18 protein-coding genes are annotated in these 17,200 nt (G+C 69.2%); 13 read left to right on the top strand and 5 right to left on the bottom strand.

What is annotated here, in order from left to right; translation table 11 throughout:
- The 6 genes from GVV77_RS11855 to GVV77_RS11830 all read left to right on the top strand — a co-directional run.
- A partial coding sequence (locus GVV77_RS11855) for an IMP dehydrogenase (protein ID WP_201293217.1) occupies nucleotides 1-735 on the top strand: 735 nt, incomplete at its 5' end.
- Nucleotides 736-950: 215 nt separating this feature from the next.
- Nucleotides 951-2,303, top strand: a complete 1,353-nt coding sequence (locus GVV77_RS11850) for a hemolysin family protein (RefSeq protein WP_159618572.1) — start codon at nucleotides 951-953, stop codon at nucleotides 2,301-2,303.
- Nucleotides 2,300-3,406 carry a hemolysin family protein gene (locus GVV77_RS11845; RefSeq protein WP_159618570.1) on the top strand — a complete coding sequence of 369 codons (1,107 nt, stop codon included), beginning with the start codon at nucleotides 2,300-2,302 and terminating at the stop codon, nucleotides 3,404-3,406. The genes GVV77_RS11850 and GVV77_RS11845 overlap by 4 nt, the downstream gene beginning before the upstream one ends.
- A gap of 76 nt (nucleotides 3,407-3,482) precedes the next feature.
- Nucleotides 3,483-4,463 (top strand): metal ABC transporter solute-binding protein, Zn/Mn family, encoded by a 981-nt coding sequence (locus GVV77_RS11840; protein ID WP_246199776.1) that lies wholly within the window; start codon nucleotides 3,483-3,485, stop codon nucleotides 4,461-4,463.
- Between the two features lie 41 nt (nucleotides 4,464-4,504).
- Nucleotides 4,505-5,293: a metal ABC transporter ATP-binding protein gene (locus GVV77_RS11835; protein ID WP_159618568.1), complete on the top strand. Its 789-nt coding sequence runs from the start codon at nucleotides 4,505-4,507 to the stop codon at nucleotides 5,291-5,293.
- A gap of 2 nt (nucleotides 5,294-5,295) precedes the next feature.
- On the top strand, nucleotides 5,296-6,168 hold the full coding sequence (locus GVV77_RS11830; protein ID WP_159618566.1) for a metal ABC transporter permease: 873 nt from the start codon (nucleotides 5,296-5,298) through the stop codon (nucleotides 6,166-6,168).
- Between the two features lie 24 nt (nucleotides 6,169-6,192).
- Here the strand turns inward: GVV77_RS11830 and GVV77_RS11825 are convergent, their stop codons facing one another.
- Complete coding sequence (locus GVV77_RS11825) at nucleotides 6,193-6,627, bottom strand: Fur family transcriptional regulator (protein WP_159618564.1); 435 nt, start codon at nucleotides 6,625-6,627, stop codon at nucleotides 6,193-6,195.
- Nucleotides 6,628-6,703: 76 nt separating this feature from the next.
- On the opposite strand from GVV77_RS11825, the gene GVV77_RS11820 reads away from it, so the two are divergent.
- From GVV77_RS11820 to GVV77_RS11810, 3 genes are all read left to right on the top strand, one after another.
- Nucleotides 6,704-7,363 carry an MBL fold metallo-hydrolase gene (locus GVV77_RS11820; protein WP_159618562.1) on the top strand — a complete coding sequence of 220 codons (660 nt, stop codon included), beginning with the start codon at nucleotides 6,704-6,706 and terminating at the stop codon, nucleotides 7,361-7,363.
- A gap of 123 nt (nucleotides 7,364-7,486) precedes the next feature.
- Nucleotides 7,487-7,666 (top strand): YegP family protein, encoded by a 180-nt coding sequence (locus tag GVV77_RS11815; RefSeq protein ID WP_159618560.1) that lies wholly within the window; start codon nucleotides 7,487-7,489, stop codon nucleotides 7,664-7,666.
- A 145-nt stretch (nucleotides 7,667-7,811) separates the two neighbouring features.
- Complete coding sequence (locus GVV77_RS11810) at nucleotides 7,812-8,246, top strand: hypothetical protein (protein ID WP_159618558.1); 435 nt, start codon at nucleotides 7,812-7,814, stop codon at nucleotides 8,244-8,246.
- Nucleotides 8,247-8,358: 112 nt separating this feature from the next.
- Here GVV77_RS11810 and GVV77_RS11805 read toward each other — a convergent pair whose 3' ends face one another.
- Nucleotides 8,359-9,042, bottom strand: a complete 684-nt coding sequence (locus GVV77_RS11805; protein ID WP_159618556.1) for a response regulator — start codon at nucleotides 9,040-9,042, stop codon at nucleotides 8,359-8,361.
- A gap of 206 nt (nucleotides 9,043-9,248) precedes the next feature.
- Nucleotides 9,249-9,698 (bottom strand): DUF4383 domain-containing protein, encoded by a 450-nt coding sequence (locus tag GVV77_RS11800; RefSeq protein ID WP_159618554.1) that lies wholly within the window; start codon nucleotides 9,696-9,698, stop codon nucleotides 9,249-9,251.
- A 170-nt stretch (nucleotides 9,699-9,868) separates the two neighbouring features.
- Here GVV77_RS11800 and GVV77_RS11795 point away from each other — a divergent pair, with 170 nt between their 5' ends.
- Nucleotides 9,869-10,132, top strand: a complete 264-nt coding sequence (locus GVV77_RS11795; protein WP_159618552.1) for a DUF6221 family protein — start codon at nucleotides 9,869-9,871, stop codon at nucleotides 10,130-10,132.
- 46 nt (nucleotides 10,133-10,178) lie between these two features.
- On the opposite strand, the gene GVV77_RS11790 is transcribed toward GVV77_RS11795, so the two are convergent.
- The gene (locus tag GVV77_RS11790; RefSeq protein ID WP_159618550.1) at nucleotides 10,179-11,261 is read right to left on the bottom strand and encodes a PLP-dependent cysteine synthase family protein; all 1,083 of its coding nucleotides are present in this window, start codon (nucleotides 11,259-11,261) and stop codon (nucleotides 10,179-10,181) included.
- Between the two features lie 103 nt (nucleotides 11,262-11,364).
- Here GVV77_RS11790 and GVV77_RS11785 point away from each other — a divergent pair, with 103 nt between their 5' ends.
- From GVV77_RS11785 to GVV77_RS11775, 3 genes are all read left to right on the top strand, one after another.
- Nucleotides 11,365-12,198, top strand: a complete 834-nt coding sequence (locus GVV77_RS11785; protein WP_159618548.1) for a sulfurtransferase — start codon at nucleotides 11,365-11,367, stop codon at nucleotides 12,196-12,198.
- Nucleotides 12,199-12,362: 164 nt separating this feature from the next.
- On the top strand, nucleotides 12,363-12,788 hold the full coding sequence (locus GVV77_RS11780) for an HIT family protein (protein WP_159618546.1): 426 nt from the start codon (nucleotides 12,363-12,365) through the stop codon (nucleotides 12,786-12,788).
- A gap of 40 nt (nucleotides 12,789-12,828) precedes the next feature.
- A complete protein-coding gene (locus GVV77_RS11775; RefSeq protein WP_159618544.1) occupies nucleotides 12,829-13,128 on the top strand; it encodes a DUF503 domain-containing protein in 300 nt (99 codons plus the stop codon).
- Nucleotides 13,129-13,159: 31 nt separating this feature from the next.
- On the opposite strand, the gene hrpA is transcribed toward GVV77_RS11775, so the two are convergent.
- Nucleotides 13,160-17,122 (bottom strand): ATP-dependent RNA helicase HrpA, encoded by a 3,963-nt coding sequence (gene hrpA / locus GVV77_RS11770; protein WP_159618542.1) that lies wholly within the window; start codon nucleotides 17,120-17,122, stop codon nucleotides 13,160-13,162.
- Between the last annotated feature and the right edge of the window lie 78 nt (nucleotides 17,123-17,200).

The following is a 17,200-nucleotide window of genomic DNA, read 5'->3' as shown; positions in this document are numbered from 1 at the left end:
CTCGCGGCCGGGGTGGACACCCTGGTGGTGGACACCGCCCACGGGCACCAGCGCAAGATGCTCGATGCCCTCAAGATCGTGCGCTCCCTGGACCCGCAGGTGCCCGTCGTGGCCGGGAATGTGGTCAGCGCCGACGGGGTCCGGGACCTGGTCGCGGCCGGGGCGGACATTGTGAAGGTCGGGGTCGGGCCCGGGGCGATGTGCACCACCCGGATGATGACCGCCGTGGGCCGGCCCCAGTTCTCCGCCGTGCACGAGGCCGCCACGGCGGCCCGGGAGCTCGGCGCGCACGTGTGGGCCGACGGCGGGGTCCGCTACCCCCGCGATGTGGCCCTGGCCCTGGCCGCCGGGGCCAGCCAGGTCATGATCGGGTCCTGGTTCGCCGGGACCTACGAGAGCCCCGGGGACCTGCACACCGACAGCGACGGCCGCCGCTACAAGGAAAGCTTCGGCATGGCCTCCGCGAGGGCGGTGCAGCACCGCACCCAGGCCGAGGACGTCTTCGCCCGGGCCCGGAAGGGACTCTTCGAAGAAGGCATCTCCACCTCCAAAATGTACCTGGACCCCGCCCGTCCCGGCGTGGAGGACCTGCTGGACATGATCACCGCCGGAGTGCGCAGCTCCATGACCTACGCCGGAGCCCGCACCCTGGCCGAATTCTCCGACCGCGCCCTGGTCGGCATCCAGTCCGCCGCCGGCTACGAAGAAGGCCGCCCCCTCCCACAAAGCTGGTAACCGCACCACCCCGGGTGGGACTCCGTTTCCCGCCCGGGGTGCCTGGGGTAAACTGAAGCCCTTATGGACAGCTCCTCTAGGGGCCGGCCGACGAACCAGCAGGCGCCACGGAACCGTGACCGCGCCGGCCAGGCTTCGTCCGAGGCCGGCAGACCCCGACTTAATGCCCATCACCTTTCTTCTGCTGCCGTCCCCGGCCGGGCGGTGAACCGTTTATGGAGTGGATCTATCTAGCGGCGGGCCTGCTGCTCATCCTCGGCACCGGCTTCTTCGTCGCCGTCGAGTTCGCCCTCGTCGCCCTTGACCAGACCTCCGTTCAGCGGGCGATCGAGCAGGGCGACAAGAAGGCCGTACCGCTGCTGCGCTGCCTCAAGTCGCTTTCCACCCAGCTCTCGAGCTGCCAGATCGGCATCACCCTGACCACGCTGCTCACCGGCTATGTCATGGAGCCATCGGTCGGGCGCCTGCTGCAGGGCCCGCTGGCCTCGCTCGGGCTTTCCGGGGGCGTGGCGTCCTCGGCGTCGCTGATCATCGCGATCGCCCTGGCCACCCTGCTCTCGATGCTGCTGGGTGAACTGGTGCCCAAGAACATGTCGATTGCCCTGCCCTTCAAAATCGGCCGCGCCCTGGCGCGGCCGCAGCTGATGGTCACGGCGGTCCTTCGGCCGGCCATCTTCGTGCTCAACGGGTTCTCCAACCGCGTGCTGAACATCTTCGGGCTCGAGGCCAAGGAGGAGATTTCCGGCGCGCGTTCGCCGGCCGAACTCTCCTCGCTGGTGCGCCGGTCGGCCCAGCTGGGCACGCTCGACCAGGGCACGGCGAACTTCCTTGCCCGCACCTTCAGCTTTTCCGACCGGACGGCGGCCGATGTCATGACCCCGCGCATCCGGATGGAAACCATCGATTCCGACCAGACCGTCGCCGACGTCGTCGAGGCGGCCCGGCGCACCGGGTACTCCCGGTTCCCCCTGATCGGGGAGTCGGCCGACGACATCCGGGGCGTCGTCCACGTCAAGAAGGCCGTCGCGGTGCCGCGCGACCGCCGGGCGTCCCTGCCTGCGGGCACCATCATGACCGACGTCCTGCGGGTCCCCGAGACCGTCCACCTCGACTCGCTGCTGCGCGAGCTGCGCGACGCGAACCTGCAGCTGGCCGTGGTGCTCGATGAGTACGGCGGAACCGCGGGGGTTGCGACGCTTGAGGACCTCGTCGAGGAGATCGTCGGCGAGGTCGCGGACGAGCACGACAAGCTCAAGCCCGGGGTGCTGCAGAGCGCCTCCGGCACCTGGTACTTTCCGGGAATGCTTCGCCCCGATGAGGTCACCGAGCAGATTCCCCTGCTCACCGTGCCCGACGAAGCGGGCTATGAAACCGTTGGAGGCTTCATGATGGCAGAGCTTGGCCGGATCGCCGCCGAGGGGGACACCGTTCCGGTCTCCGGCGGCACGCTTGAGGTGGAGCGGATGGACGGGCGCCGGATCGACCGCGTCCGTTTCCTGCCAGGCCGGACCGGGGAGAATGCGACCCGCACCGGCGCCCACGCCCTGGGCGAGGGGGGCCTCCGATGAGTGACTGGGCCGGAATTGCCTGGCTGGTGGTGCTGCTGATCGGCAACGCGTTCTTCGTGGGCGCCGAATTCGCCATCATGTCCGCGCGGCGGAGCCAGATCGAGCCGCGTGCCGAAGCGGGGTCCAAGCGTGCCCAGACCACGCTGTGGGCCATGGAGCACGTCTCACTCATGCTCGCCTGCGCGCAGCTGGGCATCACGGTGTGTTCGCTGCTCATCCTCCAGGTTGCAGAGCCCGCGATCCACCACCTCTTCGTGGTGCCGCTGGAAGCGTTGGGGATTCCCGAGGGTGTGGCCGACGGCGCCGCCTTCGGCATCGCCCTGCTGATCGTGACCTTCCTCCACGTCACCTTCGGCGAGATGGTGCCCAAGAACATTTCGGTCTCCGCTGCCGACCGGGCGGCGCTGATCCTTGCACCGCCGCTGGTGATGATCGCCCGAATCGTGCATCCGGTGATCTCGTCGCTGAACTGGCTGGCGAACCAGATCCTGCGCGCACTGAAGGTCGAGCCGAAGGACGAGGTCACCTCCTCGTACACGCTCGAGGAGGTGCAGTCGATGGTGGAGGAATCCACCAAGCACGGCCTCGTCGACGACGATTCCGGCCTGATCACCAGCGCCCTCGAGTTCTCCGGCCAGACCGCCGAGACGACGATGGTGCCCCTGCATGACCTCGTCACCCTCCGCACCGATGCCACGCCGGAAGAGTTCGAGCGGGCCGTAGGGCGCACGGGTTTTTCGCGGTTCGCCCTCGTCGATGAGAAGGAGAATCTCACCGGGTACCTGCACCTGAAGGACATCATGTCCATTCCGCAGGCGCTCTACCAGAAGCCGATCACCGAGAACAAGGTGCGCGCCCTTGCGAACCTCCGTCTCTCTGACGAGATTGAGGACGCCCTCGCGGTGATGCAGAAAACCGGCTCCCACCTGGCGCGGGTGCTCGGCCCGGGAGGGGAGACCATGGGTGTCCTCTTCCTTGAGGACGTGATCGAACAGCTCGTAGGGGAGATCCGGGACGCCACCCAGAACCAGGGTGCACGCCGGCTCGGCGAGGCGATGACCGAGCACAGCGGCAACCCGCTGCAGGAGGGGCGGCTGCCGTAGGGCGGGCGTGCGGTGATCTAGGCTAGACTTGATCCGCTAACGTAAACAATTCTCATTAGAGTGGATCGAGGCAGGTATGTCCCGCGCACCCATGCGCCGCACGGCTTCACTGGCAGGACTCGCCGTATTGGCACTGACGGCTTCGGCGTGTGGAGGGAACGCCGGCGCGGGGAACGCCGCGGACACCGGGTCGGAGCCGCTTCAGGTGGTCACCGGCACCAATGTCTATGGGAGCATCGTCGAAGCGATCGGCGGGGACCAGGTGGAAGTCACGGCGATCGTCGACAGCCTGAGCCAGGACCCGCACTCCTACGAGGCGACCGTCCAGGACAAGCTTGCGGTCTCGAAAGCCGACCTGCTGGTGGAGAACGGCGGAGGTTACGACGCCTTCCTGCACCGCCTCGCCGACGAGACAGGCCTCGACCACGACCGGGTGGTGACCGCCGTCAGCGTCTCGGGCCTTGAGGGTGCACCGGCGGAGGACGGGCATGCCGACGAGCCGCACGCCGAAGGCGAGGAGGGTGACGGGCATGGACACGGCTCGTTCAACGAGCACGTCTGGTACAGCCCCGAGGCGATGAAGGCCCTCGCCGGTGCCATCGGCGACAGGCTCGGTTCCCTCGATGAGGCGAATGCCGCCGGCTACGAGGAGCGGGCGGAGCGTTTCCAGGACTCCCTCACGGAGATCGAAGACCGTCTCGCGGCAGGGGGTGAGGGCAACTTCGCGGCCACGGAGCCCGTCCCGGTTTACCTCCTGGAGGCGGCCGGACTCACCGACGCCACCGTGCCCGAGTACACCGAAGCCGTCGAGGAGGGCAACGACGTACCGGTTGGGGTGCTCAATGAGATGCGGAAGCTGCTCGCCTCGGGGAGCGTGAAGTTCCTCGCCTACAACGACCAGACCGAAGGACCGCAGACGCAGGCCGTGCGTTCGGCCGCGGAGGAGGCCGGCGTGCCCGTCGTCGACTTCACCGAGACGCTGCCGGACGGTGAAGACTACCTGACCTGGATGGAGGCCAACGCGGAATCGGTCCTTGAGGCGCTGAACGCAGGGTGAGTGTCGAAGCGGGCCCCGGAGGGCCGGGACGTGCACCGGTTGTGAGCCTGCGCAACGCCGGGCTCTCCTTCGGTGAGCGCGTGCTGTGGGAGGGGCTAGACCTCGACATCCACCCGGGCGAATTCTTCGCCGTGCTGGGCCCGAACGGCTCCGGCAAGACGAGTCTCCTGAAGGTGCTCCTGGGGCTGCAGGCCCTCGGCTCCGGCACCGCCACCATCAATGGCGGACCGCTGCAGCGCGGCAACCGCGGCATCGGCTACATCCCCCAGCAGCGCCCGTTCGCGACGGACACGCCACTGCGGGCGCGGGACCTCGTGGGCCTGGGCGTGGACGGCCACCGCTGGGGGGTCCGCCTCCGGGGCCGCAGTCACCGGGACACGGTCGACGCGCTGCTCGCCGAGGTCGGCTCCTCCTCCTACGCCGACGCCCCTGTCGGGAGGCTGTCGGGCGGGGAACAGCAGCGCCTGCGCGTGGCCCAGGCGCTGGCCACCGAGCCTCGCGTCCTGCTGTGTGACGAGCCCCTGCTCTCACTCGACCTCCACCACCAGCAGGCGGTCAGCGGCCTGATCAACCGGCAGTGCCACGAGAAGAACAGCGCCGTCGTCTTCGTCACCCACGAGATCAACCCCATCATCGACTACGTCGACCGGGTGCTCTACCTCGCCGGCGGCCGGTTCCGGGTCGGAGCCCCGGAGGAAGTCATGACCAGCGAGGTGCTCTCCGACCTCTACGGCAGCCCCGTGGAGGTGCTTCACCACGAAGGGCGGATCATTGTGGTCGGGCTGCCCGGCACCACGGCCCACCACCACCATCCCGCCGGAGAGGTCTGATCATGGATTTTCAGTCGTTCATGGAGGCGGTCTTCAACTTCGACAACTATTCCGAGCTGCTGCCGCTCGTGCGCAACTCGATCTGGGCCGGCGCCGTGCTGGGCCTGCTCGGCGGGCTGATCGGGACCTTCGTGATGATGCGCGACCTCGCCTTCGCCGTCCACGGCATCGCCGAGCTCTCCTTCGCAGGGGCCGCCTTCGCGCTCCTGGTCGGGGCGAACGTCGTCCTGGGCTCGCTGGTGGGTTCGGTGCTCGCGGCCCTGGTGCTCGGGGTGATGGGGATCCGGGCCCGGGACCGCAACTCGATTATCGGTGTCGTCATGCCCTTCGGGCTGGGGCTCGGCATCCTGTTCCTCGCTCTGTACGAGGGACGGGCGGCGAACAAGTTCGGCCTGCTCACCGGGCAGATCGTCTCCGTGGACAATGTTCAGCTGAACCTGCTCGCGGGCTGCGCCGTCGTGGTAATGGCCGCACTTGCCCTGATCTGGCGTCCGCTGACCTTCGCCAGCGCCGACCCGGACCTCGCCGAGGCCCGCGGCGTGCCGGTGCGGGCCCTGTCGATCCTCTTCATGGTGCTGCTGGGCGTTTCGGTGGCGCTGTCCATTCAGGTGGTGGGGGCGCTGCTGGTGCTGGCGCTGCTGATCACCCCGGCCGCGGCCGCGCTGAAGGTCACCTCGACGCCGCTGCTCGTGGTGCTCCTGAGCATCGCCTTCGCCTGTGTGTCGGTGGTCGGCGGGATCCTGCTTGCCCTCGGCGGCCGCATCCCGATCAGCCCCTACGTGACCACGATTTCCTTCGCGATCTACCTCGGGTGCCGGATCCTGGGCAGCCGGAGAAGCAGTGCTAGACCGGCCCGCGTCCGCACCGCGGCCTGAACCCCCAGCGCCGGGCGTCCAGGGTCAGCGCCCCGCCTTCGCCGCGGTGCACTCGGGGCACAGCCCGAAGATCTCGACGGTGTGGGCCGCTTCGGTGAATCCGTGCGCGGCCGCCGTCCGGACCGCCCACTGCTCCACCGCAGGGGCCTCAACCTCCACGGTGCGCCCGCAGTTCCGGCACAGCAGGTGGTGGTGGTGATGCTCGACGGCGCACCGGCGGTAAACGACTTCCCCGTCGCCCCGGCGCAGGACATCCACCAGGCCGTCGTCGGCCATTGACTGAAGGACCCGGTAGACCGTGGGGAGGGAGACTGAGTCTCCCCGGGTGCCCAGGAGCCGGTGGAGTTCCTGGGTACTGACAAAGTCCTCGAGCTCGTCAAGGGCGGCGCTGACGGCCAGCCGCTGACGGGTGACCCGCTGTTCGGAGCCCTTACGCGGGTGCTCCACTTCGGATCGCATGGTGAGCCCTTTCGGCGGAGGGAAGGAGGAACCAGCATCAAGATTATCAGCAGGGGCTGGAGGTATCCTGTGCGCTATGAAGCTCACAAAGTACACCCACGCCTGCGTCCGGCTCGAACAGGACGGGGCGGCTCTCGTGATCGATCCGGGCAGCTTCTCCGAGGTCGAGGAGGCCCTCCGGGGAGCATCGGCGGTGCTCATCACCCACGAACACCCCGACCACCTCGACGTCGAGCGGGTCGCGGAGGGAATGTCCGCCGACCCGGGTCTGCAGCTGTGGGCCCCGGCAGCGGCGGCAGCCGCCCTGAGAGCCCGGCTGGGAGCCGGCGCTGCGGACCGGGTGCACGTCAGCGAGCCGGCCATCCAGTTCACGGCGGGGGGATTCGACGTCCGGACCTTCGGCGGCCAGCATGCGCTGATCCATCCGCACGTGCCCATGATCGCGAACGTCGGCTACCTCATCAACGACAACGTGTACCACCCGGGGGATTCCTTCATCGTGCCCGACGCCACCGAGGTTCGAACCCTGCTGGTCCCGGTCCACGCGCCGTGGTCAAAGACCGCCGAGGTGATCGACTTCATCGCCTCCGTCCGTGCGGCCAAGGCCTACCCCATCCACGACTCACTGCTCACCGACGGCGGGATCGGCCTGGTCGAGTCCCTTCTCGCCCGGTTCGGGGGGTCCGCCGGATCGCGCTATGAGCACCTGTCGCCCGGCCAGACCACCGAGGTGTAGGCGGCCCCGGACAGGACGGCCCCTGCCGGTCAAGCAGGAATTCCGCGCGGAGCGGGCCTTCCTTCCGGTGCGGGCCGCGGTTAGCCTCGGGGGACAACGGCAGCTGCGACGCAAGGGGGCGTGATGGCAGGCAGATTCGAAATCTTCCGCGACGACCAGGAACAGTTCCGCTTCCGGCTCACCGGTGAAGACGGGGCGACCCTCATCACCAGTGAACCTTACGAAGACAAGGAGACGACGGTCGACGGAATCAACGGGCTCCGGGACTGCGCGTCGATGGCCCTGGTCGCCGATCTGACCTGACCCGCCCGCTCCGCAGGCCTTCGCCGTGGAGCGGAAGCGGGCCGGTCGAGGCGAAATAGGGCCTTTCGCCCCTGTAGTTCCGGGCGGTGCGCAGACGAACCTTAGAAAGGATCGTTGCGCACGCACGAACCGGAAGAGGACTGCAATGGCACAAACGACCCCGCCCGGAGGACGGATCGGCCGGGATGACGGGTACGCCCGGCCCGCCCATGAGGGGAGCCCGGCAGTACAGGCCCGGCGGCGGGCGATGGAAAACCACCCATCGAGCATCGGGGCGCGCAAGCTGAGGATCCTTGTACGTCTGGATCCGGAACTCGCGTCGGCGCGCATCTGCGTCCGGGGTGTTCTGACCCCGGCCAACCTGTATGCGCTCTACTGCATCGCCCGGCGCACCAACGGCCTGCAGCCGGGAATGCCCATCACAGTCGACCTCACGGGGGCCCAGGCGCAGGCCGATGCGCTGAAGGCACTCCATCTAAGTGCCGCCGAACGGCGCCTGCCGGCCACCGTCGATCCGGCGGGCGCCCCCTGCTGGCTCACGGTGCTGGAGCCGGGTCCCGGAACCGGCAGCAGGCGTTAGTCAAGGCACGTCCGCCCCCTGCCGTACCCGCCCGCCATGGCTCTCGGGGGAGGAGGGTCGGCGGGCCCGGCCCGTCGTCAGCCTTCGCGGCGTGTCAGTCCCCGGGCCGCCGTCACTCTTCGGGCCAGCCGCGCGCGGTCGCGATGAAGACGGCGGCCTGGGTCCGGCGCTGGAACCCGAGTTTGGCCAGCAGGGAGGACACATAATTCTTCACGGTCTTCTCCGCGAGGAACATGGTTTGGCCGATTTCCTTATTGGTCAGCCCCGCGCCGATGTAGTGGAGCACCTTGCGTTCCTGCGCAGTCAGGGCATCGAACCGGGGGTCTTCGCCCCCCGACTCGGCGAGTCCGGCGGAGATCTTTTCCTTGACCTCAGGGTTGAACAGCGATTCGCCGCGGGCGGCCCGGCGCACCTTATGCACCAGGTCCGTACCCAGGACCTCCTTGAGGATGTACCCAGCGGCACCGGCCAGGACCGCACCGCGCAGGGCCTGCTCGTCGTCGTAACTGGTGAGGATGACGCAGCGGAGGCTTTCGTCCACGGAGCGGACGTTGCGGCACACTTCGATTCCGGTGCCGTCGGGCAGCCGGGCGTCGAGGATGGCGACGTCGGGGTTCAGGGCGGGGATCCGACGGGCGGCCTCTTCGGCGGACCCTGACTCACCCAGGACGGCGAATCCCTCGCCCTCGAGCAGGTCGCGCAGGCCGCGCCGCACCAGCTCGTGGTCGTCGAGGATGAACACCGTGGTGGTTCCGGTCGGCCCCGGCTGCGGGTCGCCTGGTTCGTGGCGGTTCATCGCGCCTCCTCATCCAGCATCGGATTCGCGGCACATCCGAGATTCCGGACGCTGCCGTGCTCCCCATGATCCACCCGGACGGGCGGTTGTGGCAGGGCCAAAAGTCCGCAGGGCCCCGGGCCGGCAGTCCGGGGCCGGGCGGGCGGTTAACGCACAGCGGCCGGGTACCGGATGCAGACCCCGGTCCCCGGCCGCTGCGGGTTTCCTCAGACGCGGGCGGTGTGCTTCTTGCCCAGCACCAGGGCAAGGGCGATCATGCCGACGCCGAGGAGCAGGTGCAGCCAGTTATCGGCCGCATTCAGCGGTACGAAGTTGCCCGCCGACTCCTGGTCGATCACGAGGCCGTAGATCCAGAGCACAAGGTAGATGATGCCCCCGACGAGCAGGTAGGACCGGGCACCCGACGCGCTGCGGGCGAGCAGAATCCCCGCAACGCCGAACAGCAGGTGGACGACGTTGTGCAGCACGGAAACCTGGAAAAGGCCCAACAGCAGCGCGCCGGAGTGGTGTCCGGCGAAGGCGAGCTGGTCGTACTGCGAGGTGATGCCCGGAACGAATCCGAGGAGCCCGACGAGAAGGAAGACGGCGCCGACGGCCAGGGACGCCTTCTGGACGGCTGTCCTTGAGTTTGTGCGCGAGTGCTGTGATGTTGTCATGAGTCTTCTCCTGAAGGTGTGCGGAATGGGAACTTGTGGTTTCCACCGCTAATTCGCACTCGGGCGGGCTCCGGATGGGAAGGTAATGCAATCTTCGGCGGACCGTTGTACGACCGTTACCGCACCGGTTCGGGGAGACGCACGGGCGGAGGGTCTGTAGGGTCGGAGGCATGAGCGACCTCATCGAGTTCCTCCTGGCGCGCATCGAGGAGGACGAAGAGAACGTCCACTCCTGGTGGCACCAGCAGTCGGTCGCAGTGCTAGACCGGGCGCTCGCCGAATGCGAGGCCAAGCGCCGGATGGTGGCCCACTACTCAAGCATCGACTGGTCCAGGAACCAGCCGGACGGCCGGGACGACGCCGTCGTCTTTATGCGGCTGCTGGCCCTGCCGTATGCCGGGCACCCCGGTTACCGCAGGGAATGGCGCCCCTAGGACGGGGCCCGGTGCCCACCGTGGGCTCCCGCGGCCTCCGCGGCCCTCACTCGGGCCAACGGCCGGTGGCGAAAAACTCCTCCAGGACCGCCTCGAACGGTTCCGGGTCCAGCCCCCGGCCCCTAAGCCAGGCGTCGTCCTCGTAGGATCCGGCATATCGATCTCCGGAATCGCACATCAGGGACACGATGCTCCCGGCCCGCCCCTCGGCCCGCATGGCCGCCGCGAGCTGCCACACCCCCCACAGGTTCGTTCCCGTCGACGGTCCGGCGTGCAGCCCGGTGAGGCGCTTGAGGTGCCGCGCGGCCGCCACGGAGGCCGAATCGGGCACCTGGATCATTGCGTCGATGACCCCGGGAACGAAGCTCGGCTCCTGCCGCGGCCGTCCGATGCCCTCGATCCGCGACGCCCGGCCGGTTGCCGGCCCCGACGGGTCCGCCCAGGCGGGAAAGAACGCCGAGTTTTCGGGGTCAACGACGGCAAGCCGGGTCGAGTGGCAGTTGTAGCGCAGGTACCTGCCGATGGTCGCCGAGGTGCCGCCCGTGCCGGCGCCGACGACGATCCATTCGGGGACCGGGTGCTCCTCGAGGGCCAGCTGGCCGAAGATCGACTCGGCGATGTTGTTGTTTCCCCGCCAGTCCGTGGCGCGCTCGGCGTAGGTGAACTGGTCCAGGTAGTGGCCCCCGGTTTCGCGGGCGATCCGCTCGGCCTCGGCGTAGACCTGGCCGGCGTCGTCGACGAAGGAGCAGGTCCCGCCGTACTGCTGGATCAGGGCGATCTTCTGGGAACTCGTGGTGCGCGGCATCACCGCGATGAACGGCAGGCCGAGAAGCTGGGCGAAGTAGGCCTCGGAGACAGCGGTCGACCCGCTGGAGGCCTCAACGATGGTCGTGCCCTCGGTGATCCAGCCGTTCACCAGCCCGAAGAGAAACAGGGAACGGGCCAGCCGGTGCTTCAGGCTTCCCGTGCGGTGCGTCGATTCGTCCTTCAGGTAGACCGAGACCTGCCATCCGGGCGGGAGGGGCACGGCGAAGAGGTGCGTGTCGGCGGACCGGCGGTTTTCGGCCTCGATCCTTTGGACAGCGTCTGCGGTCCAGGCGCGGCCGGCGGAGGCGCTGTAGGTGATCATTGGATCAGCCTACAAGCGCTACTGGTGTCGGCCCGGTGCCTGTGGTGGACTGGCGTGCATCAGGACCGGCCCGGTGCCGGCTCAATTATCTAAGGAGATCTTGATGAAGACTCTGATGGACGTGCAGACGCTGCGGGACCGGATGACCTCCGGGCTGCAGACAGTGCTGCTCGATGTCCGGTGGTCGCTGGGTGATCCCCACGGCCATGGGCATTACCGCTCATCGCACATCCCAGGGGCCATGTACGTGGACCTGGAGGAGCAGCTGTGCTCCCGCCCGGTTCCGGCCCTTGGACGGCACCCGCTCCCGGACCCGGACGCGTTCCAGGAGACGGCCCGGCAGTGGGGCATCAACCGGCCCGACGACGTCGTCGTCGCCTACGACGACTCGGGCAACCTTGCCGCCGCACGCCTGTGGTGGCTGCTGCGGGATGCCGGGCTGCGCTCGGTCCACCTCCTCGACGGCGGGCTGACCGCCTGGCGCGCCGCAGGGTACGAACTCGAGGGCGGGGAGGAACAGCACTGTCTGGGCTCGGTCGAACTGGGCCGGGGCGGGATGCCCGTGATCGACCTCGACGGCGTGCGCCGCGGCGGGGAGGACCTGCTGCTGCTCGACGCGCGGGCCCCGGAACGCTTCAGCGGCGAGTACGAGCCGGTCGACCCGAAGGCCGGGCACATCCCCGGGGCGCGCAGCGCACCCACGACGGACAACCTTCGGGCCGATAAGACCTTCCGGCCGCCGGCGGAACTGCGGGAGCGGTTCGCCCGCCTCGGAGTAGCGGGAGCCGGCAGCGTCGCCGTCTACTGCGGCTCCGGCATCACGGCCGCCCACGAGATCGCCGCCCTGGAGATCGCCGGCATCCCTGCCGCCCTGTACCCGGGCTCCTGGTCCCAGTGGTCCTCCCGGCCCGACCTTCCGGTGGCCACGGGAGCCTGAGCTGCAGGCCGGGGCCGGGACGGGCACCGTCTCCGCCCCGGCTGGCAGGGACGGTGCCCAGCAGGTAGCGTCGAGGCATGAACCCCGGACGTCCCTCGCCCCCGCCGCTGCGGGGAACCATCCCTGCCAGGGGAGCGGGGCGCGCCCCTGGCGAAGGAGGGCCTGTGACCACTGTCTTTACCCGGATCATCCGCGGCGAGATTCCCGGACGCTTCGTCTGGGCCGACGACGATGTCGTCGCGTTCCTCACCGCTGCCCCGATCACCCCCGGGCACACCCTCGTGGTGCCGCGCCGGGAGGTTCCGCACTGGCTCGAGGCCGACCCGGAGACGCTCACCCGGGTGATGGCCGTGGCCCAGGCCATCGGCAGGGCCCAGGAGCAGGCGTTCGGCGCCAAGCGGGTGGGGGTGCTGCTCGAAGGCTTCGAGGTGCCCCACCTCCACGTGCACGTTTGGCCGGCGCAGGGCCCCGAGGACTTCGACGTCCACGACGTTGACCGGAACCCCGACCCGGCCGCCCTCGACGCCGCCGCTGACTCCCTCCGCCAGGCGCTGCGCGCGGCCGGCTCCACCGCCGTCCCCTCGGCCTGAGCCGGCGCCTCGTCCCGCACCGCCGGTGGAAGGAGCCGACATGTGGATCGGCACCATCGAATTCGACCTGCTGCTCGGCGATGTCCATTCGCTCAAGGGCAAACGCTCCGTGGTCCGCCCGCTGGTGGCCGACCTCCGGCGCAGGTTCGACGTCGCCGCCGCGGAGGTCGAAGGCCTCGACCTGCACCGCCGCGCCGGCATCGGCGCCTCCGTCGTGGCGGCCGACCGGCGGCACGCCGTCGAGGTGCTCGACGCCGTCGAGCGTTTCGTCGCGGCCCGCCCCGAACTGGACCTGCTCAGCGCCCGCCGCCGGCTGCTGAACTCTGAGGACCTCGGCTGAACCCGTTACAAGATGTCGGACCCGGGCACCCTCAGGCGGCGAGTGCCTCGCCCAGGGCGGCCCGGATGCGCTTTTCGGAGACGCTGTAGGCGGTGCCCAGCTCCTGGGCGAACAGGCTGATCCGCAGCTCCTCAAGCATCCAGCGCACCCGCTGCAGGTCAGGCGCAGTCTTCCGCGCGCCGGCCGCCAGCGCCGCCACGGCGTCGTCGTATTCGTCCTCGAGGCGCTGCACGACGGCGGTGCCCGCATTGTCGCGGGCGACGTTCGACGTGAGCTTCTCGAGGCGCATCTCAATGCCGCGGAGGTAGCGGGGGAGGTGGCTGAGCTGGGCGTAGCCGGTCTTCGCCACGAACCCCGGGTAGACGAGGTGTTCGAGCTGGCTCCGGATGTCGTTGAGCGCGGTGATCATCGCCAGGCTCGTGGTGCCTTTGAGCTGTTTGGAGATCCTGCGGTGGCTTGAGAGGATCTTCTCAACGGTGGCCGTCACGGTGAACACCGTGTCGATCAGCTCCGCCCGCACGAGCTCGTAGAGCGCGTCGAATTCCTTCTGTGTCCAGGGCAGCTGCTCGGGGACCAGCTTGTCGATGGCGGCCAGCGAGCAGTCCGAGATGAGCGCGGCAACGCTGCCGTGGGGGTTCTGGCTGAAGGTGAGCTTCTCGGTGTTGCTCAGGTGCTCAAGGACGTACTTGGCCGGGCTGGGCGCGCGCAGGGACAGCAGCCGGATGACGCCGGCGCGCATCGCCCCGGCCTGCTCGGCCGGGCTGGGGAAGACCCGCAGGCCCACCGAGGTGGTTTCGTCGACGAGGGCGGGATAGCCGGTCACGAGGTGCCCGGCCACTGTGCGGGAGACCTCGCGCGGCACCGTCCCGAAGGTCCACGCCGTCGCCCCTGTCACTTCCGCAAGTCCCGGCGTGCCCCCGGCCGACGGCGTGGCGCGCGCGTCGGCGGCCGCGGGCTGCGGTGCTGCGGTGGTTCCACCGTCGGCCGCCGGGGCCCGGCCGCCGCGGGGGCCCTTGGCCGTGCCCGAGCCCTCCGGACGGGTGCTTGACGGGGTCGCTCCGAGGGACGCGGCGATGGCCCGGCTGACGGCGGGCGCCAGGGAGGCCTTGAGGGCGTTCAGGTCCTGGCCCTCGTCGAGGACCTTCCCCTTGGCGTCGACGACGGTGAAGGTCATCGACAGGTGCGGGGGCAGCACCGACCAGTTCCACGATCCGGGCGGGATGATGTGCCCCTTCAGGCGGCGCAGGACCAGTTCGAGGGAGGCCTCGAGGTCGTCCACCGCCGGATCGAAGTCCGCCTCGAGCGCGGCGACGGCGGACCGGGCCACGTCCGGCGCCGGGATGAAGTTCTTGCGGATGCCCTTGGGCAGGGACTTGATGAGCGCCGTGACGAGCTCCACCCGCAGGCCCGGGATCTGCCAGCGGAACGGACCGGACTCGAGCTGGTTGAGGAACAGCACGGGGATCCGCACCGTGACGCCGTCGGCCGCGCCGGGGGCGCCGGGGGAGAATTCGTAGCTTAGGGGCAGCTCGAAGCCGCCCTGGTGCCAGGTGGTGGGGAAGGCCGAATCGTCGAACGCGTCGGCGTCCTCGGCGAGCAGGTCCTCCGGATCGAAGTCGAGCAGGTCCGGGTCCGCCTGGCGTGCCTGCTTCCACCACGAGTCGAAGTGCCGTTCGGAGACGACCTCCCGGCCCACCCGGGCGTTGTAGAAGTCGAAGAGTGTCTCGTCGTCGACCCTCAGGTCCCGGCGGCGCAGCCGGTTCTCGAGCTCCTCGATCTCCGCCAGCCGGGCCTGATTGCGGGAGAAGAACTTGTGGTGGGTCTTCCAGTCGCCCTCCACCAGGGCATGCCGGATGAACAGTTCGCGCGCCACCTCGCGGTCCACACGGCCGTAGTTGATGCGCCGCTGCGGCACGATGGGCACCCCGTAGAGGGTGACCTTCTCGTACGCCATAACCGAGCCCTGCCGGCTTGACCAGTGCGGTTCGCTGTAGCTGCGCTTCACCAGGTGGGGAGCCACCTGCTCGGCCCACAGCGGATCGAACCGGGCGGCGACCCGGGCCCACAGCCGGGAGGTTTCGACGAGCTCGGCGGCCATCACCCAGTCGGGGGACTTCTTGAACAGGGCCGAGCCGGGGAAGACCGCGAAGCGGGTCCCGCGGGCACCGGCGTACTCCCGCTTGCGCTGGTCGTAGAGCCCGATGTGGCTCAGCAGGCCAGAGAGCAGGCTGATGTGGATGGCGTCGCTGTTGCCCACCGGGTCGATAGCCCCCGGGGCGAGGGTGATGCCCAGCGGCTTGGCGAGCTGGCGCAGCTGGGCGAAGAGGTCCTGCCACTCCCGGACCCGAAGGTAGTTGATGAATTCATTGCGGCACAGCCTGCGGAACTGGGTCGAGGACAGTTCCTTCTGCTGCTCTTCGAGGTAGCGCCACAGGTTGAGGTACCCGGTGAAGTCCGAGTGCTCGTCGAGGAAGCGCTTGTGCTTTTCGGCGGCGCTCTGCTGCTTGGCCGGCTGGTCGGCGGACGGCCGTTCGCGGGGGTCCTGGATGGTCAGGGCCGCAGCGAGGATCATGACCTCCTTGGCGCAGCCCCGGCCGGCCGCCTCGACGATCATGCGGCCGAGCCGTGGATCGACCGGCAGCTGGGCGAGCTTGCGGCCGACGCCGGAGAGCCCGCCGTCGTCGTTCAGGGCACCGAGCTCGCGCAGCAGGGCCACGCCGTCGGTGATGGCCTTTGCGTCGGGCGGCTCGACGAAGGGGAACTCGGCGATGTCGCGCGGGCTCTTCGTGACGCCCATGGCGGTCATCTGCAGGATCACCGCGGCCAGGCTGGTTCTCAGGATCTCGGGCTCGGTGAACGGGCGCCGGGACTCGAAGTCCTCCTCGGAGTAGAGGCGGATCGCGATGCCGTCGGAGACGCGGCCCGAACGCCCGGAGCGCTGGTTCGCCGAGGCCTGCGAGACGCGTTCGATCGGCAGCCGCTGCACCTTGGTGCGGTGGGAGTACCGGGAGATGCGGGCCGTGCCGGTGTCGATCACGTACTTGATGCCCGGAACGGTCAGGGAGGTTTCAGCGACGTTCGTGGCCAGCACGATGCGCCGGTTGGAGCCGCCGGCGCTGAACACGCGGTGCTGCTCCTGCAGGGACAGGCGGGCGAACAGGGGCAGCACTTCGGTGCCGCGCAGGCGCTGGGTGTTCTGGATCCTGGCCCGTAGGGCGTCGGCCGCGTCGCGGATCTCGCGCTCGCCGGAGAAGAAGACGAGGATGTCCCCGGGGGCCTCGCGGGAGAGTTCGTCGACGGCGTCGCACACCGCGTCGACCGGGTCGCGTGCCTCCTCGAGGTCGTCATCGGAGTCGTTGTCGCCGGCGGGCTGATCCAGCGGCCGGTACCGGATTTCCACCGGGAAGGTGCGCCCGGAGACCTCGATGATCGGCGCCGGCGCGGTGTCCGTGACGGCGGCGTCGGCGGCGAAGTGCCGGGCGAAGCGTTCCGGATCGATGGTCGCGGAGGTGATGATGACCTTCAGGTCCGGCCGCTGGGGCAGGATGCGCTTCAGATAGCCGAGGATGAAGTCGATGTTGAGGCTGCGTTCGTGGGCCTCGTCGATGATGATCGTGCTGTATTTCCGCAGCATGCGGTCGTGCTGGATCTCCGCCAGCAGGATGCCGTCGGTCATGATCTTGATTTTGGTGCTGCGGCCCACCTGGCCGGTGAACCGGACCTGGAAGCCGACCTCCTCGCCGAGCTTGACGTCGAGTTCCTCGGCGATGCGTTCGGCCACGGTGCGCGCCGCGAGGCGGCGGGGCTGGGTGTGGCCGATCAGCCCGGAGTCGGCCAGGCCGAGCTCCAGGCACATCTTGGGGATCTGGGTGGTCTTACCCGAGCCGGTCTCGCCCGCGATGATGGTGACCTGGTTCGCCGCGATGGCCGCCATGATGTCCGAGCGGCGGGCCGAGACGGGAAGATCCGCGGGGTAGGAGATTGTCAGTGCCATAGTTGCTTCCAGTCTAGTGCTCCGGCGCCTGGTGGGCCGGGCGGCAGGGAGCAGCCGGGAGGGGAGCGTGCCCGCCGT

Source organism: Arthrobacter zhaoguopingii, assembly GCF_009828605.1.
Taxonomy (GTDB): domain Bacteria; phylum Actinomycetota; class Actinomycetes; order Actinomycetales; family Micrococcaceae; genus Arthrobacter_D; species Arthrobacter_D zhaoguopingii.
Note: the sequence above shows the minus strand (reverse complement) of the source record. Positions and strands in the feature narration are given on the sequence as shown.

What these genes read in the sequence shown, in the direction of transcription:
- GVV77_RS11815 (WP_159618560.1), top strand. Translation starts at nt 7,487, where the DNA reads ATGGCAGGCAGATTCGAAATCTTCCGCGACGACCAGGAACAGTTCCGC.
- GVV77_RS11840 (WP_246199776.1), top strand. Translation starts at nt 3,483, where the DNA reads ATGTCCCGCGCACCCATGCGCCGCACGGCTTCACTGGCAGGACTCGCC.
- GVV77_RS11800 (WP_159618554.1), bottom strand. Translation starts at nt 9,698, where the DNA reads ATGACAACATCACAGCACTCGCGCACAAACTCAAGGACAGCCGTCCAG.
- GVV77_RS11820 (WP_159618562.1), top strand. Translation starts at nt 6,704, where the DNA reads ATGAAGCTCACAAAGTACACCCACGCCTGCGTCCGGCTCGAACAGGAC.
- GVV77_RS11790 (WP_159618550.1), bottom strand. Translation starts at nt 11,261, where the DNA reads ATGATCACCTACAGCGCCTCCGCCGGCCGCGCCTGGACCGCAGACGCT.
- GVV77_RS11775 (WP_159618544.1), top strand. Translation starts at nt 12,829, where the DNA reads ATGTGGATCGGCACCATCGAATTCGACCTGCTGCTCGGCGATGTCCAT.
- GVV77_RS11825 (WP_159618564.1), bottom strand. Translation starts at nt 6,627, where the DNA reads ATGCGATCCGAAGTGGAGCACCCGCGTAAGGGCTCCGAACAGCGGGTC.
- GVV77_RS11830 (WP_159618566.1), top strand. Translation starts at nt 5,296, where the DNA reads ATGGATTTTCAGTCGTTCATGGAGGCGGTCTTCAACTTCGACAACTAT.
- hrpA (WP_159618542.1), bottom strand. Translation starts at nt 17,122, where the DNA reads ATGGCACTGACAATCTCCTACCCCGCGGATCTTCCCGTCTCGGCCCGC.
- GVV77_RS11810 (WP_159618558.1), top strand. Translation starts at nt 7,812, where the DNA reads ATGGCACAAACGACCCCGCCCGGAGGACGGATCGGCCGGGATGACGGG.
- GVV77_RS11795 (WP_159618552.1), top strand. Translation starts at nt 9,869, where the DNA reads ATGAGCGACCTCATCGAGTTCCTCCTGGCGCGCATCGAGGAGGACGAA.
- GVV77_RS11785 (WP_159618548.1), top strand. Translation starts at nt 11,365, where the DNA reads ATGAAGACTCTGATGGACGTGCAGACGCTGCGGGACCGGATGACCTCC.
- GVV77_RS11845 (WP_159618570.1), top strand. Translation starts at nt 2,300, where the DNA reads ATGAGTGACTGGGCCGGAATTGCCTGGCTGGTGGTGCTGCTGATCGGC.
- GVV77_RS11805 (WP_159618556.1), bottom strand. Translation starts at nt 9,042, where the DNA reads ATGAACCGCCACGAACCAGGCGACCCGCAGCCGGGGCCGACCGGAACC.
- GVV77_RS11850 (WP_159618572.1), top strand. Translation starts at nt 951, where the DNA reads ATGGAGTGGATCTATCTAGCGGCGGGCCTGCTGCTCATCCTCGGCACC.